Raw genomic sequence first — 15,032 nt, forward strand, 5'->3', positions numbered from 1 at the left:
GGTTTTTTAAATTCGCCGAACTCACGCTAGTTTGTAGTGAGGACTTCAGTCCTCATCTAAGGACTAAAGTCCTTACTACGAAATTCTTTTTCCCTCACAAACTCTAATATTGATGAAGCTATGATGCTCCGTTAAAAACTCGGTGTGCTAGCAGCCCCAAACCCAAGCCAAACAAGGAAGTAACGACTAAAATTAGAAAAGTATGAAGTCGGCTAAAGGATTCTTGTAATTTATCTCCAGCCCCAGCCACAGCCACAGCCACAGGCCAAGCCACATTCACAGCCACAGCCCCAGCCCCAGCCATAGCCATAGCCATAACCACAGCCCCAGCCACAGTCATAGCCACAGCCACAGCCACAACCCCAGCCACAGCCACAGCCACAGCCACAGCCACAGCCACAGCCCAGACCGAGAGGGGAGCATTAGACGCAACTAATAAGTAGCCTATTAATAGATAACCTGATAACACACCAATCAACCATCCCCAAGGAATAATTCTAGGTGATGTAGATTTTGACTTTACCTTGATTTTGGGATGAATAACTTCTTTTCTATGAACTGGTTCAACAGGAGGCGGAGGTTTTGCTTGTGGTGCTTCTAACATTGCCAACCATGCCTGCATTGACTGGGGACGATCTTTTGCCTCCAGTGCCATACCCTTGAGTATTGCTTGATTTAATGGATTGCTAATACTGGGAATAATTTGTTTGGGTGGCTTGAGAGGAATATTATCTAACTTACGAGCCAGAGAATTTGTTGGGGCTTGACCTGTGACTGCATAATAAAGTGTGGCAGTGAGACAGTAAACATCAACTGTTGGCTCTCGACTACCTCTAGTCATCTGTTCATAGGGTGCAAATCCTTTGTTACCTACATTACCCGTTGAACTCAACGTTTGGGGCAAGAGTTCCTTAGCAATGCCAAAATCAATCAAAACTGCTTTACCATTACTCCGCAACATGATGTTTCCTGGGTGAGCATCTCGGTGTACTAGCCCCGCTTGATGTACCACCGTCAACGCTTCCCCAATTTGACAGATACAGCGCACAATCTCGGATTCTGGTAAGGCCCCTCTGCGTTTTATAGCCTCAAACAAATTTTCCCCTTCCACAAATTCCATGACTAGACAGTGGGTGTTACCTTCTTGAAATAGGTCAATTACACCCACAATATGAGGATGCGGATCGTGAGATAAACGTGCCAGTATTTTCCCTTCTTGAATAAATCGCTCTATGTATTTTTCATACTCTGGATCATAGCTGAGATGTTCGTTTGGTGTTTTAATAACGACTGCACGATTTAGCCCAACTTGCTGTGCTTTATAAGTAATCCCAAATCCACCTTGTCCCAGGACTTTCTCAATTACATATTTACCATTTTGTAATTGTTGTCCTGCTGTCCAAGGCATGAATACCTCTGAGTAAAAATAATTAGTTCAAAGCCAGCACTATGATAGGAGTTTAGCTAATTCTACGGAGTTTGGCTAGATGATGGACTAGAAGGCACTAATGATGGGCTAGGAGATGGAGAGGTTTTAACAAATGGAATCCAGCCAACTATACCTGAAAGTAAAGTTCCAATAGCCGCGATTGCCGCTATAATAATTCCCCAAATCTGAATGTTGCGTTCCCAATTTGACTTGGTGTCGGATATAACAGTTATCTCAGGCTGAGTCAACCCTAATAAATCTAGCCATTCCCGCATTGATTGCGATCGCTGTTTAGGATCTAGTTCCATCCCTGTTAAAATTGCCCTGTTGGTGCGATCGCTAATTTGAGGATTGTATTCTTTTGGGGAAACTAAATGCTCATCGTTTAATTTCCGCTTGACCGCATCTACAGGTGTTATCCCCGTCAGCAGTTTATAAAGAGTAGCCGCTAGCGAATAAACATCGCTACACGCCTTGGCTATAGTACCTTTAGTAGAAAGCTCAGATGGTGTGAATCCGGCAGAAGTTTCTTGAGTCCGGCTTGTGGTTAAAATGTAATCAAAATCAAGAGCTAAACCAAAATCAATTAACACCGCTTCTAAATTCCCGTCTCTCTTCCGCAACAGGATATTTTCTGGGCGTACATCCCGATGAATCAGTCCATTGTTATGTACAATTATCAGTGCTTCCCCAATTTGTTGAATATAACGCAGTGCGTCTTGTTCCGAAAGTATGGCTGGGCGAAGATTAGCTAAACTATCTTCACCAAGATATTCCATGACTAAACAAGGATATTCTCCTTCTCTAAAGAGTTCTATAATCTGCACAATATGCTGATGATGGCATTTTTGAAGCTTTAGGGCTTCACTGTAAAACATATTTTCCAGCCGTGCGCGCTCCGACTGACTGAGAGATTGCAGCAACTTATCATTTAAGGTTTTAATAACTAAGCGATCGCTATTCCTATTGTTTACCAGATATGTAATACCAAACCGTCCCCTTCCTAATTCCTTTTCAATCGTGTATTTGCCACCATGCAACTGATCACCTGCTACCCAAGCCATCTTTGCAACTCCCAAAATATTTGTACTCATTTTCACACAAGAGAGAGTTAACGCTTGAATGAGCTTTGTGAAGAAAATAGTAGGGTAGTAGGGTAGGGTGCGTCAGTGTGAGAAAATCTCTCTACACCTAGAAATTATTCATAACTGACGCACCCTACTAACTCACGTTAAACTTAACAACAACCCTTATCCTCTGCAAAGGTAATCTTATGACCTCTGCAACTAATCTAGACACTGACCTCACCCCATTTCCTGACCATACGCAGCTACCAGAGTCCGACGGCACATTTGTGAAAAACTGGCAAGAACATCCTCAAAGTATTTTATTGACGGACTCAATTACACCCGTCTTCAAACAATTACATCCTGATGGTCAATATTGTATTGGTCAGGACTTAGGCATTTACTGGCGTTTAACTGACCCCCCAGAAAAAGGCGCGGAAGCACCTGATTGGTTTTATGTAGGAAATGTCCCGCCTTTACTTGATGGACAAACACGACGTTCTTATGTGTTCTGGCGAGAATTTATTGCACCATTGATTGTTTTAGAATTTGTCTCTGGGGATGGTACAGAAGAACGAGATAGAACACCTTGGAAGGGTAAATTTTGGATTTATGAGCAGGTGATACGTCCTCCTTTTTATGGCATTTATGAAGTAAATAAAGCCAGGGTGGAAGTTTATCACTTAACTGATGGACAATATCAACTATTGCCAACCAATGAACGGGGACATTATCCCATACATCCATTAGGTGTGGAGTTAGGTATATGGGAGGGTGAATATCAAAACGCAGAATTACCCTGGTTACGTTGGTGGGATGCGGAGGGTAATTTGTTACTGACTGGTGAAGAAAGAGCAGAACAAGAACACCAACGCGCCGAACAGGAACGTCAACGCGCCGAACAAGAACATCAACGAGCCGAACAAGAACGCCAACGCAATGAACGCCTGATTGCTCAATTGCGCGCTCTTGGTGTTGAACCAGAAATCTGAAGCAAATAGTAAAAAGACGTTGCTTTGCAACGTCTCAAAATATCATGATCACGAGGTTATCTATCCTATTTAAAAGGTGTATATATATCTTCCGAATCAGCATTGAGATACGGACGCTGCAATTGAATCTTCAATGCAGAGAATTGTTGTAAAATTGATGTCATTCTAGAGGCTGGGGTATTATTGCCTTGTAACCAAGCGGCTAACAAACCATTCGCCACAATTTGACAACGGTGTGTACCAAAACTCTCATTTTCATTAAATCGTTGTTTTGGTTCTTCTGCGATCGCTAATCCTGGTGCAATGGGTTTAGTAAATAGGGGGATCTGTTCTTGGAAATGCTCTTGATGCTCTATGTAAAGCGTTTCTAAGATGGGAGAAACCCGTTCATAGTCATTTTTGTCAAAATATAATACTGCTGAGTCATAACGCTGATAATCAGAAGGGTTGTATAAAGCTTTAAAGGTAAAAGTTAAGGATATAGCATTGAGTCGTGTTGTCAAACTATCCATGACTGCAATTGCACCATCTGGGGTGACATTAAAGTAAACACGCACCAAAGTATTGTCTGCTGCTTGGTAAAATTGTGATGCACCTGCATTAGCAACTGCCATATAAAATCCATTCTGCACGACATTCTTAGGCATTTTAATCGCCACTAAATCACCAAAGCTTTCAGATGTTTGCATTCCTTGGGGTTCAACGTACAAAGTTAAACCATCACGTTGTACAGCGACAGTCCCATCTATTTCCTCTTTGACTATCCGCCAACCATAACTCCAGTAACCTGTACCTCTGTTATTTTCATGTAGGCGATCGTAAAAAGCTAGGTCTACACCCAAAAAGGTGTTATTTTCTAAATTTTGATTAACAGCTAAATTCGATATCTCTGCGTCAGAGGACAAAACACTTCTCAATGAGCCATTATAATAAATGCCATAGAGAAAAGTACGCAACTGCTGACTCAAATAATTATTTTGTATCTCCATTGACAGCTTTTGAAAGCGAGAAACTGAAGCCTCTGGTAATTCTAAGGGTTTGTAGTTTGGATGTTTAATACAATACTGGGACTGAATCTCAACGTTATGAATAATATCTTGCAGTGATAGTTGCAGTGACTCTGAGATATCCGACAATTGGACGGGATCTAATAGTTGCATAAAGATGAGCCTGTAAATGAAGAGATAGAGCAATAATTTTGGTTTAAGCAAGAGATAAGTTCGCGGCTGAGAAGTCTGTTGCTTCTACACCAAAAATTGTGGGGATAGATGCTTCGGGACGACACAATAAACTCTTGGCGACTTGTAGCATACAAATACCTATATTCCCAAAGCTTTTTTCATATTGCAGTCGTGCTTGAATTGCTGTAATTAAGGCTAAACCGCAAAATTGCATGACTCGTTGCAAGAAATCAGGACGCTGTTCTAAGATTTCAGGGAACTGAGTTAAGTAAGCATTTACCAACTCTCGCAGCGAAGGTTGCAGAACATACAAAGGGGTTGAGGCTAAACGTAACGACTCATCAATTGCAATCGATTTACCTGTCACCATGCTGTACAACCAAATTTGCAGATAACTGGCGATGACTGTTCCTAAATCATTGGCGGGATCTCCCCAGTTACCGCGTTCCCAGTCAATCAAGCGGATAATTTGATCATCAGATGCAGTTTCCCAATCGAGAGAGAGAAGTATATTATTTAACTTCAAATCATTATGAGTTAGACAACATGGGGTAAAAGCATGAATTAATTCTGCGATCGCCTGCCCCAAACTATCGTAGCGTTGATATAGTGCAAAAAATTTCAGTCCATCAGCCGGAACTTTGCCAAAAATTTCTGGTGTCAGTCTATCTAGTCCACGATTGAGACTGAGCTTTCTTTGATTCAGGAGATGAGCATCACTATCTTGAAAAAACTCCCGATACTCTTCACGATTAATTGTCATCCGATGAATGGAAGCTAAAGCATTCCCTACCGCCTTGGCTATCTCGACAGGAAAGAATTTTAGACTTTCCTTGATGTAGAAATCCATTAAATCTCGATAGTTATCAAGATAATTGAAAATAATAATAGAATTTTCACTATTGAAATATACTACTTCTGATATGCTGGCACGAATATCTTCCAATTCTGGAAAATTGCGTAAAAAATCATGAATGCGCCATTCTAGTAAAAACTCACCACTTGCTCTTCCTTCCAAGTTGTGACGTTCTTGTTTAACTAGTAACTTCCTACCTTTTGGGAGGGTAACTAATAAATTAAAGTTCTTAGCAGCTTTTAATTCAACTGTACTTGTTAACTGCTCATCATAAGTACACAAGTTCAGCGAAGTAAGATATTCAAACAGGTTTTGAGAACTTAAAATCAGTGGTGGCATAGTTTTAAGATAAGCAACAACATTCATAACTGTTTTTTGATTTTCAAAATAGTGTTGAGTATAAAATAAACATTTATCATATATACTCAACACTGTTTAGTAGAAAATGCCAGCGATTAAGCCCAAGACTTTGAGATTGCTTAATCGCTAATGCCACAATTACAACAGAGCTATTAAGCTTCTGTTTTACATGGTCACTAATGAGAAATTATGAGATTTAATAAAGACCATCGTTACTGCTAAAGGACTTAACTAGGTGTACAATGCCATCAATACCTAAAGTAATGACACCAAACTCAAATCCCTTCTCAACAATACCTAAAACTGTAGCACTGCTATCAGAATATTCACTACCTGCACCAGCAATGGAATTATCCAGATTGCTTAAATCGTTGAGGAAGCTTTCAGAATCTTGAAACAATTCTGCACCAGTTACTTGTAAGTTGGTCAGATTAATAGATGCCATGATAGACTCCTAAAAAAATTTAGTTTTGACTAGAAAGTGCCAGCGATTAAGCTCAAGATTTTGAGATTTCTTAATCGCTGAACCACAATTACAACAGAGCTATTAAGCTACTGTTTTACACAGTTGCTAATCGGAAAGGCTGAGATTTAGTAGTAAAGCCCACCGTTGCTGCTAAAGGATTTAGCTAGGTGTACAATGCCATCAATGCCCAGACCGATCACACCAAACTCAAATCCTTTTTCAGCTAATCCTAAAACTGTACCACCGGTGTTAGAATAGCCACTACCAGCACCAGCAATAGAATTATCCAGATTGTTCAAATCATTGAGGAAGCTTTCAGAATCTTGAAACAATTCTGCACCAGTAGCACGTAATTCGTTAATAGCAATAAACGCCATGATAGACTCCTAAAACAATTTCAATTTTGGATAGAAAGTTCTAGCAACTAAGCCCCAGATTTTGAGATTGCTTAATCGCTAATGACACAATTTCAACAGAACTATTCTGCTTCTGTTTTACACAGTCGCTAATCGGAAAGGCTGAGATTTAGTAGTAAAGCCCACCGTTGCTGCTAAAGGACTTAGCTAGGTGAACAATACCATTGATGCCTAGACCGATAACACCAAACTCAAATCCCTTTTCAACAAGACCTAAAACTGCACCAGTGCTATTGGAATAGTCATCACCAGCACCAGCAACAGAATTATCCAGATTGTTCAAATCATTGAGGAAGCTTTCAGAATCTTGGAACAACTCTGCACCAGTAGCACGTAATTCGTTAATAGCAATAAATGCCATGATAGACTCCTAAAACAATTTCTGTTTGAACTGTGATTTGCAGGCGATTAAGTGATTGCTTAACCGTTGATTCAATTTTTATTTATGTTTCTCATGAAAATCAAGGTTAAAAGTTAGTTTGGCTAGACATATATTAATAAGATATGTCTATTTTCTCTTTGATATTCTGTGATAGAAAAAAGATAAACGTAGAAACATTATGTTTATGCAAGTCTGAAAATAGAGCATATTCTTTTCAATAACTAAGATTTGCTGGATTAAGCTAAATACGGACGCAATCTGAAAATGCCTACAAATCTCTAATATCGGCGATAGATGACAATTACCATAAAAAAACCGTGTGCATAATCTTAATCAGAACTAAAACACACGATAATCATGAAGATTCAATTTATTGAGCAACAACTATCTGGAAATACCTAGTTGTCTTCGTAAGTCTTGAACTTGTATTTCTAGATTATTCATCCATCGATTAAGAATCGAGTCTACATCCGTGCCTGGGGTGTTAGTTTGTTCGGGAGTATTTTCCCCCGGTTGTCTTCTGCCATAGCTTCTTTCCGCGCCAGCATATATCGTCTTCATCTCCCACGTCGTCAGTTCATTAATAAATTTACTTTCGTCGTCAGGAGAAAGATCGGAGATTGTTATCCTTACCATTTGCTTGCCTCCTTAAATACGGTCATATTATTGAGAGCAGTACAGGACAGAGACAGAACTAACTCAAAAATTAGAATTGTCCCCTTATATTTTGATTTTCTATTTGTGGAAGGCAACATTTTTTGCCGATATTTTCAGACAGAATTAAGAAAGTTTTGTCTATTAAACCGGATTTTTGATAATATTGCTGTTTTTTGTCTTGAGCAAAGGAAAAACCCCAGTTCATAAAATGAACCAGGGTTTTATCAGACAAGCTGTCAAGGTATTTATATTGGCAGTCATTGCTTTAATCCTGATCAAAAATCAAGTTAAAGGACTGACTACAAACTAGTGCATTTACTTTTGAGCTTGTGGTTGTGAACCAGGAATAGTCACGTCTATTGGTGTTACTTGCGTTGCTAGTTGTGTTAATGGCGGTTGAATAGCGGTTTGATTACCCACTACCAGAGTTACAAGATTTTCTGGTTTGAGATATTGCTTCGCTACCCGTTGCACATCGGCGGCTGTGGTTGCAGAGACAGCTTTTTGATAGCGGAAGAGAAAATCAGCCGGATAGTTGTAATATTCGTAGCGCATTAACCGTGAAAGGGTTTGAGCAGGGTCTTGAAAGTTAAAGACAAAGGAATTTAAAGTAGACTCCTTAGCAAGAGTTAGTTCTTGTGCTGTGACTGGTTGTGCTTGGATGCGTTTAATTTCTGCCTGTAAAGCTTTGACAAACTGCACAGTAGCATCAGAGCGAGTTTGTCCCCCAGTGATAAACATTCCAGGGTAATCAAAACGGGGACTCCATACACCGTATACAGAGTATGCTAAACCTTGGCGCGATCGCAATTCATTAAACAACCTGCCGCCAAAGCCATTCAAAACCCCATTCAACACATCCAAAGCTGCATAATCAGGATTATCAAACCTCCCTCCCAAATGTCCCACCAATACACTACTTTGGGTTAACTGGGGTTGGTTAACAAAAAATACTCCCCCTGTATTCGCCTGTGTTACCTCTGGTAAAGGCAATTTCATCATTTTGGGGTTACGTGGCCAATCACCCAGTTTAGCTTGAATGAGCGATCGCATTTTTTTGCTATCAAAATCCCCCACAATCCCTAAAATCGTATTATTGGGGTGAAAGAAATCGCCATGGAAGCGCACTAAATCTTCACGAGTAATGCGATCTATCGTGGCATATTCTACAGTCCGCGCATAGGGGCTATCTTTGCCATATATCAGTTTGCGAAATTCCCGGCTGGTGATACCATCAGGATTATCATTCCGGCGTGCAATCGCACCTTTAGCTTGAGTTTTGGCTAAATCTAGCTTTTCTTGAGCAAATATCGGCTCTCTTAACACCTCAGCAAACAACCCAAACACCGTTTCTACATCTTCGCTGAGAGCATCAAAACTAGCACTTCCCGACCCTTCACTGATACTAGCTTCTACAGATGCAGCCCGTTGTTCTAAAATTTCATTTAAATCATCGGCAGAATGTTTTTTAGTTCCCCCATCCCGCATCACCGTACCCGTCAAAGCCGCTAGTCCGACTTTCTTCCCATCTTCCCAACGACTACCAGTCCGTACTAAGGCTGTACCACTCACCAAAGGTAATTCGTGATCCTCCATTAGATACACAACTAAACCATTTTGCAGTACAAATCGCTCATACTTGGGCAATTTAATTTCCGGTAACGGCGCAAACTGCAACTCCGTGTAATGCTTGGCTGCTGCTGTCGCCACCGGAGAAAAGTTAAAAGTTACCAATAAAAAGGTACAAGCAACCATTAACGCGTAAATCAGTCGCTTACCATGTTGAATTTTCCTGGACATTTACCTGTGAACCCTCACCTGATACTTTTAGATTAGAAATTTCTTGGAGTAATGAATACTTGTGTTCTTACTCAGCACCCAGCACTCACCACTCACCACTCTTCATCAAGTTTGTTTGGACAGCAATTTGCCAATTGTGCGATTTTCGGCTGTGAATGTTGTCTTAGCTATGCGCTGAATATCGGCAGGAGTCACAGCCGCAATTTCATCCAATTGTTTAAACAGATTCCGCCAAGAGCCAGTTTTGACTTCATATTCTAAAAGTTGCTGTGCCATACCCATATTAGAGTCGAGGCTGCGGAGTAAATCTGCTCGTGCTTGGGTTTTCACCCGTTCTAATTCGGAGACGGCTACAGGTTGGGTTTGCAATTTGTCAATTTCTTGGCGTAAAGCCGTCGCCACATCATCTACACTGTGACCAGGAGCAGTCAAAGCATAAAATAGCATCAAGTTGGGATATTTATCTCCAGGAAAACCGCTAAAACCTTGGGCAGTTAAAGCTACCCGTTTTTGTTCTACCAAAGATTTATACAATCTTGATGTCCGTCCGTTACTTAATAAACCACTAATGATGTCATAAACTGCGTTATCAGGATGAGTACCAGCAGGACGATGATAACCTTCCAGATACCAAGGTTGGGAAGGTAATTCTAAAGTTACTTCTCGTGTTTGAGTTTGCTTTGGTTCTACAGGAATTTTTGCTTGGGCTTTGGGTTTCGACTGATAGCGACCAAAGTAAGTCTGTGCTAATTTTTTCACCTCTGCTGGGTTGACATCACCCACCACCGCAATTGTGATATTGCTGGGTACATAGTGAGTGTCAAAAAAATCCTGTACATCTTTGGGTGTGAGGTTACGAATATCTTCGTCATAACCAATCACCGGTCGTCTGTAAGGATGGACTTTATAAGCGGCATCGATAAACCTTTCAATCATCATGCCAATGGGGGAATTTTCCACCCGCATCCGTCGTTCTTCTAAAATTACATCTTTTTCTTTATAAAACTCCCGCCGAATCACAGGATCAAGAAAACGGTCAGACTCTAAAGACATCCACAGTTCTAACTTATTAGAAGGAAAACTATAGAAATAACGAGTCGCTTCTGTGGAAGTGTTAGCATTTAAGCCTACACCGCCGGCTTGCTCAACTATTTGTCCTAACTCATTTTGCTTGACTAATTTAGCTGCTTGTGCCTCAACTTTTTGAAATTCCCCTTGTAACTTAGCGACTTCATCTTTTTTCCCACTAGCTTTTGCAGCTCTAATTTGAGTATCCAACTGTTCTAAACGCTCTAACAGAGGTTTTTCGGCTTTATAGTCAGTTGTACCGATACTGGTAGTACCTTTAAATGCCAAATGCTCTAGAAAGTGGGCAACACCAGTTTTACCATCTGGCTCATCCACACCACCCACATCAGCGTAGGTGAGAAAGGAAACTACAGGTGCTTGATGGCGTTCTAAAACAATAAACTTCATGCCATTACTCAAGCGAAACTCTGTGAGATTCTTAATTACCCGGTCTAGATAGGGTTGAATCGAGCTTTTAGTTGTAGGAGTTTTGCTTGGTTGGAGTGCAGTTTCAACAGGTGATAGAGTTTGAGTCTGGGCTAAAGCCATTGATGGTACTATTCCCCACCAGCCAACTAATAGTGTTAAGAAAATTGTTAACAGTCGGCGGGAGATATCCCTGTTAAAAAAAGCGGGAATGTATAACGGATGTTTCATATCTGGGGCGTGTGAGCGACTGAACTGATTCATAAGCAACGAGTACAATAAATTTTCACTACTTAGGTAGCAGGTTACTTAGTCATAGGAGCGTTAATCTTGTATTAAGCTTTCTGTGCTTTTAGTACCTGACGTTAGACAATAATGCTACAAACCGTGTTCCGGAGATTTTACAATAACTATTATGCGAGTTTTTAATTCTCCCCCACCCTCAGAAGCACAGACGCGCTCCCGCATCTTACAGGCAGCACTCAGGTTATTTGCATCTCAAGGATTTGATGGTACTACCACCCGTGACTTAGCACAAGCAGCTGGTGTGGCAGAAGGGACTTTATTTCGGCATTTTACAAATAAAAAAGCGATTTTGGTGGAGGTAGCAACTACGGGCTGGGTGGAGATTCTGACAGATTTACTGACAGAATTAAGCGAAATGGGCAGCTATAAAGCTGTAGCCCAGGTAATGCGCCGCCGGATGTGGAATTTGCAAAAAAATGCCGATTTAATGCGAGTGTGCTTTATGGAAGTGCAGTTTCATCCAGATTTGCGCGATCGCATTCAAATCGAAGTCATCAACAAAATGACCGATGTCGCCGAAGCCTTCTTCCAAACCGCAATGGATAAAGGCATTTATCGCCAAATGGATGCCAACTTAGTCGCAAAAGTCTTTTTAGGAATGTTTGCGATCGCCGGTTTTTCCAACAACACCCTCATGCAACCTGATGCTTCCCCCAACAAATGCAGCAAATGGCCGAAGGTTTAGCCGATATCTTTCTCAATGGGGTATTGGTGAAGGATTGAGGGCAGGGGGCAGGGGGGCAGGGAGACAAGGGAGACAGGGTAGACAAGGGAAAATTGATTTCTCAACTCAGCACTCACAACTCAGCACTCAGCACTCAGCACTCTCCTCGCTTGTTGACTCCACTGTTGAACTAACTCAACAGCTGGACACAAATCGCGTCGCTGCATGGTTGCTACTTGCAGGCGTAAAATCTGTTTGTGTAATCTGTGGGTGGGAATTTGGGCTAATTGTGCTACTGAACCAACGCCTGCGTGCAGTAGTAAACCACAATACTGTATTCCCACACTAGGAACACGCGCCAAATCAGCCAAGGCTATCCATTTATTGACATATTGCAGGTGAACTTGTAACTTACTGGACAAAGTTAGCCTGTCTTGCGTAGTTTTGCCTTGTTTAACTAACCCCAGGGTGGTTTGAATTCCACAGTTGTGTAATTGTAATTGTTCTTCTGGACTCAATCCTGGTAACTGTTCAATCGGCCAGTCACAGGATTGCATCGTACTTCGGTTGTTGGTTGCCGTTACTTTAGTAGGCATTTTGAAGAATTAACATAAGTTGCCTTTAATATTGTGACTTGTAAATCTGGGAATTGAGCATTGAGAATTTGGCATTAAACTCACAAATATTAACGATTCCTCTTAGAAAATAATCCAGACATACTCAATCCAGTTGCTAATAACCCCAAACATCCTAATCCGTTCAAAATCGGATAAATTCCCTCAAGATGGAAGATTTCTCCTGTATGAATGCTCAACAGTAAGCTAGCAGGGACTCCTATACTAATCGACCATTCACGAACAAAAGTTGCTAGCATCCCTGTCAATACGGTCAAAATCAGTGGCAGAGATATAATTATGCCGAGAATCCGATGATACTTACGAAATGAACGTTTCATGGTGGTTCTGTTATCGATGAAAACTTTTTGGCTAATAACTGAAAATGCAGACACGACCAGAAGAATCTAGTTTGACTTGCTTAGACTCGATGTAAATAATTGTTATGAGCAGTTTTACTGATCTCTGTTCTAAGATACTGCACAGTAGGTAAAAAATTCAGCAAAAGAAAAATATAGTTAATTTCCGAGTCTTTTTTCTCGACATCTTTAATAATTGAATAACAGAAATATCATCTTAAATATTTCTGTTTATGGTAGGTGTGATATCTAAACACACATCATCAATTACAAATACAAGTTTTTTTGAGGAGTTAATTATGAAGCGTTTTCAACCAGTTATGATGGTTACTATTATCAGCCTCATGGCTTTAGTGGGATGTAACAAGGTTGAACAACCTAATACACAGGCTTCACCTAGCGAAAATACTACTAAAACAGTAGCAAATTCCACAGAAGCCACAGATTTCAAAGGTCTAGAAGGTGTAATTACCAATACTAAAACAGCAGTTGAAGCAGGTAATTTTACTAAAGCTAAAGGAGAATTTGAGAAATTCGAGGATTTCTGGTCAAAGGTTGAAGATGGAATCAAAGCTAAATCTCCTAATACCTACAAAGACATTGAAGATCAAGCCGATGAGATTAAAGCAGGTCTGAAATCTTCTAAACCAAATAAACAGAAAGTATTAACGGCTTTAGCTTCTTTGAGTAAAAATGTGACTAGCGTTGCTAAACCTTAAGCATTAACTCAACTAGGGGACTAAAGAATTAATTCTCCCCGTAAGACTGTCACAGCTTGTCCTGCTAGCAAAACGCGATCGCCACCCACATAATTGACTTTCACAACTCCGCCACGGCTGGATGCTTGGTATGCTAGAAATTGATCTTTGTGGAGGCGATGGGCTACGCCCCACCGTAGGCGATCGCGCCAATATGCAGCCAAGCAACAATGGGCAGCACCCGTAACTGGATCTTCGTTAATTCCTAAACCTGGGGCGAAAAAGCGAGAAATAAAATCATACTCAGAATTAGCTTTGGCAAGACTTGTCACCACCACATCAGCCATCGGTAAACTTTTCATCTGCTGAAAGTTGGGCTGCATCTGTCGCACTAAATCTTCTGATTCCACCTCTACTAAATAACCCAAACTATTCTGCATGACTGTTTGCAACGGTACTCCTAACGCCTGACTCAGTTCTGGCGGTGCAGTCGTTGGTTGAGAATGAATCACAGGGAAATCTAACTCAATCCAGTCACCTTGGCGTTTAGCAATAAGTAAACCGCTTTTGGTGTGAAAACGTGCGTCTTCATTGGTTGATAAATGCCCTTCAGACCACAGCACATGACTACTAGCTAAGGTTGCATGACCACAAAGCGGTACTTCTGTTGTCGGCGTAAACCAGCGCAGACTAAAGCCATCATCTAGTTTTACTAAAAAAGCCGTCTCCGATAAATTCATTTCTTGGGCGACATTCTGCATCCAAGCGTCTGTTTGCGGAGTCGCTAAAACACAAACGGCGGCTGGGTTCCCTGCAAAGGGTTTATCGGTAAACGCATCCACCTGAGTAATAATTTGTCTCATAAAATGACACTGCAATGAAAACTAGCCAATTTGCAGCTTAAATATAGATAATCCTGAAGAAGTATATACTAAGGCGATCGCTCTGGGCAAACTAAAACAAGTGAAAGAAGTTAAGAATAAGCGTTTAAGGCCAGCATCTAAGGATAAATCAAAAATATGTTGTTCAATCAAGCAGAAAATCTTGCCATCAAAATTTTAAAAACTCTTTTTAGAACGATTTCTTTCGGGCTAATATTTCTCAGTTTAGTTAGTTGTGGTAACGGTCAAACATCTCCAACCGGCATAGAACGCCCAACTGTAGAGAGTAATTCTTCCCCAGCCCCAACAGATGCAACAACAGATAAAGAAGACGAAGAAGATGAGCAGGATGAAGCTGATCAAGATGACAAAGACAAGAACAATTAAAATAAGAATAAATCAAAGTTGTG

16 protein-coding genes and 1 pseudogene are annotated in these 15,032 nt (G+C 40.8%); 4 read left to right on the top strand and 13 right to left on the bottom strand.

Translation table 11 applies throughout. The features are described from left to right. Positions 1 to 118: 118 nt before the first annotated feature. Entirely contained in the window at positions 119 to 1,408 is a 1,290-nt protein-coding gene (locus CV014_RS07195; protein WP_236141402.1) for a serine/threonine protein kinase, read from the bottom strand. A gap of 62 nt (positions 1,409 to 1,470) precedes the next feature. After that, entirely contained in the window at positions 1,471 to 2,493 is a 1,023-nt protein-coding gene (locus CV014_RS07200; RefSeq protein WP_236141403.1) for a serine/threonine protein kinase, read from the bottom strand. 209 nt (positions 2,494 to 2,702) lie between these two features. Between CV014_RS07200 and CV014_RS07205 the strand changes: the two genes are divergently transcribed. Continuing rightward, a complete protein-coding gene (locus tag CV014_RS07205) occupies positions 2,703 to 3,488 on the top strand; it encodes a Uma2 family endonuclease (protein WP_236141404.1) in 786 nt (261 codons plus the stop codon). A gap of 65 nt (positions 3,489 to 3,553) precedes the next feature. Here the strand turns inward: CV014_RS07205 and CV014_RS07210 are convergent, their stop codons facing one another. The 8 genes from CV014_RS07210 to CV014_RS07245 form a co-directional block, all read right to left on the bottom strand. After that, positions 3,554 to 4,648, bottom strand: a complete 1,095-nt coding sequence (locus CV014_RS07210; RefSeq protein ID WP_236141405.1) for a T3SS effector HopA1 family protein — start codon at positions 4,646 to 4,648, stop codon at positions 3,554 to 3,556. Positions 4,649 to 4,691: 43 nt separating this feature from the next. Beyond that, positions 4,692 to 5,864, bottom strand: coding sequence for a phosphotransferase family protein (locus CV014_RS07215; RefSeq protein ID WP_236141439.1), 1,173 nt, complete (start codon positions 5,862 to 5,864; stop codon positions 4,692 to 4,694). A 217-nt stretch (positions 5,865 to 6,081) separates the two neighbouring features. Then, the gene (locus CV014_RS07220) at positions 6,082 to 6,330 is read right to left on the bottom strand and encodes a hypothetical protein (protein WP_236141406.1); all 249 of its coding nucleotides are present in this window, start codon (positions 6,328 to 6,330) and stop codon (positions 6,082 to 6,084) included. A gap of 146 nt (positions 6,331 to 6,476) precedes the next feature. Further along, complete coding sequence (locus tag CV014_RS07225; RefSeq protein ID WP_236141407.1) at positions 6,477 to 6,728, bottom strand: hypothetical protein; 252 nt, start codon at positions 6,726 to 6,728, stop codon at positions 6,477 to 6,479. 148 nt (positions 6,729 to 6,876) lie between these two features. Continuing rightward, positions 6,877 to 7,128 (bottom strand): hypothetical protein, encoded by a 252-nt coding sequence (locus CV014_RS07230; RefSeq protein WP_236141408.1) that lies wholly within the window; start codon positions 7,126 to 7,128, stop codon positions 6,877 to 6,879. Positions 7,129 to 7,533: 405 nt separating this feature from the next. After that, positions 7,534 to 7,785, bottom strand: coding sequence for a hypothetical protein (locus CV014_RS07235; RefSeq protein WP_236141409.1), 252 nt, complete (start codon positions 7,783 to 7,785; stop codon positions 7,534 to 7,536). Between the two features lie 336 nt (positions 7,786 to 8,121). Next, positions 8,122 to 9,606 carry a M16 family metallopeptidase gene (locus CV014_RS07240; protein ID WP_236141410.1) on the bottom strand — a complete coding sequence of 495 codons (1,485 nt, stop codon included), beginning with the start codon at positions 9,604 to 9,606 and terminating at the stop codon, positions 8,122 to 8,124. Between the two features lie 105 nt (positions 9,607 to 9,711). Then, positions 9,712 to 11,331 (bottom strand): M16 family metallopeptidase, encoded by a 1,620-nt coding sequence (locus CV014_RS07245; protein WP_236141411.1) that lies wholly within the window; start codon positions 11,329 to 11,331, stop codon positions 9,712 to 9,714. Between the two features lie 184 nt (positions 11,332 to 11,515). Here CV014_RS07245 and CV014_RS07250 point away from each other — a divergent pair. After that, positions 11,516 to 12,129, top strand: a pseudogene (locus tag CV014_RS07250) (TetR/AcrR family transcriptional regulator). Positions 12,130 to 12,210: 81 nt separating this feature from the next. On the opposite strand, the gene CV014_RS07255 reads toward CV014_RS07250, so the two are convergent. Together CV014_RS07255 and CV014_RS07260 are read right to left on the bottom strand one after the other, a co-directional pair. Next, positions 12,211 to 12,627, bottom strand: a complete 417-nt coding sequence (locus CV014_RS07255; RefSeq protein ID WP_236141412.1) for a DUF4332 domain-containing protein — start codon at positions 12,625 to 12,627, stop codon at positions 12,211 to 12,213. Between the two features lie 128 nt (positions 12,628 to 12,755). Beyond that, the gene (locus CV014_RS07260; protein WP_236141413.1) at positions 12,756 to 13,025 is read right to left on the bottom strand and encodes a peptidase; all 270 of its coding nucleotides are present in this window, start codon (positions 13,023 to 13,025) and stop codon (positions 12,756 to 12,758) included. 317 nt (positions 13,026 to 13,342) lie between these two features. Between CV014_RS07260 and CV014_RS07265 the strand changes: the two genes are divergently transcribed. Further along, positions 13,343 to 13,762, top strand: coding sequence for a DUF4363 domain-containing protein (locus tag CV014_RS07265; RefSeq protein ID WP_236141414.1), 420 nt, complete (start codon positions 13,343 to 13,345; stop codon positions 13,760 to 13,762). Between the two features lie 20 nt (positions 13,763 to 13,782). On the opposite strand, the gene CV014_RS07270 is transcribed toward CV014_RS07265, so the two are convergent. Then, entirely contained in the window at positions 13,783 to 14,604 is an 822-nt protein-coding gene (locus CV014_RS07270; RefSeq protein ID WP_236141415.1) for a PhzF family phenazine biosynthesis protein, read from the bottom strand. Positions 14,605 to 14,760: 156 nt separating this feature from the next. On the opposite strand from CV014_RS07270, the gene CV014_RS07275 reads away from it, so the two are divergent. Continuing rightward, on the top strand, positions 14,761 to 15,009 hold the full coding sequence (locus tag CV014_RS07275; RefSeq protein ID WP_236141416.1) for a hypothetical protein: 249 nt from the start codon (positions 14,761 to 14,763) through the stop codon (positions 15,007 to 15,009). Positions 15,010 to 15,032 lie beyond the last annotated feature (23 nt).

The organism is Nostoc sp. CMAA1605, assembly GCF_021596505.1.
In the GTDB taxonomy this organism is placed as follows: Bacteria; Cyanobacteriota; Cyanobacteriia; order Cyanobacteriales; family Nostocaceae; genus Trichormus.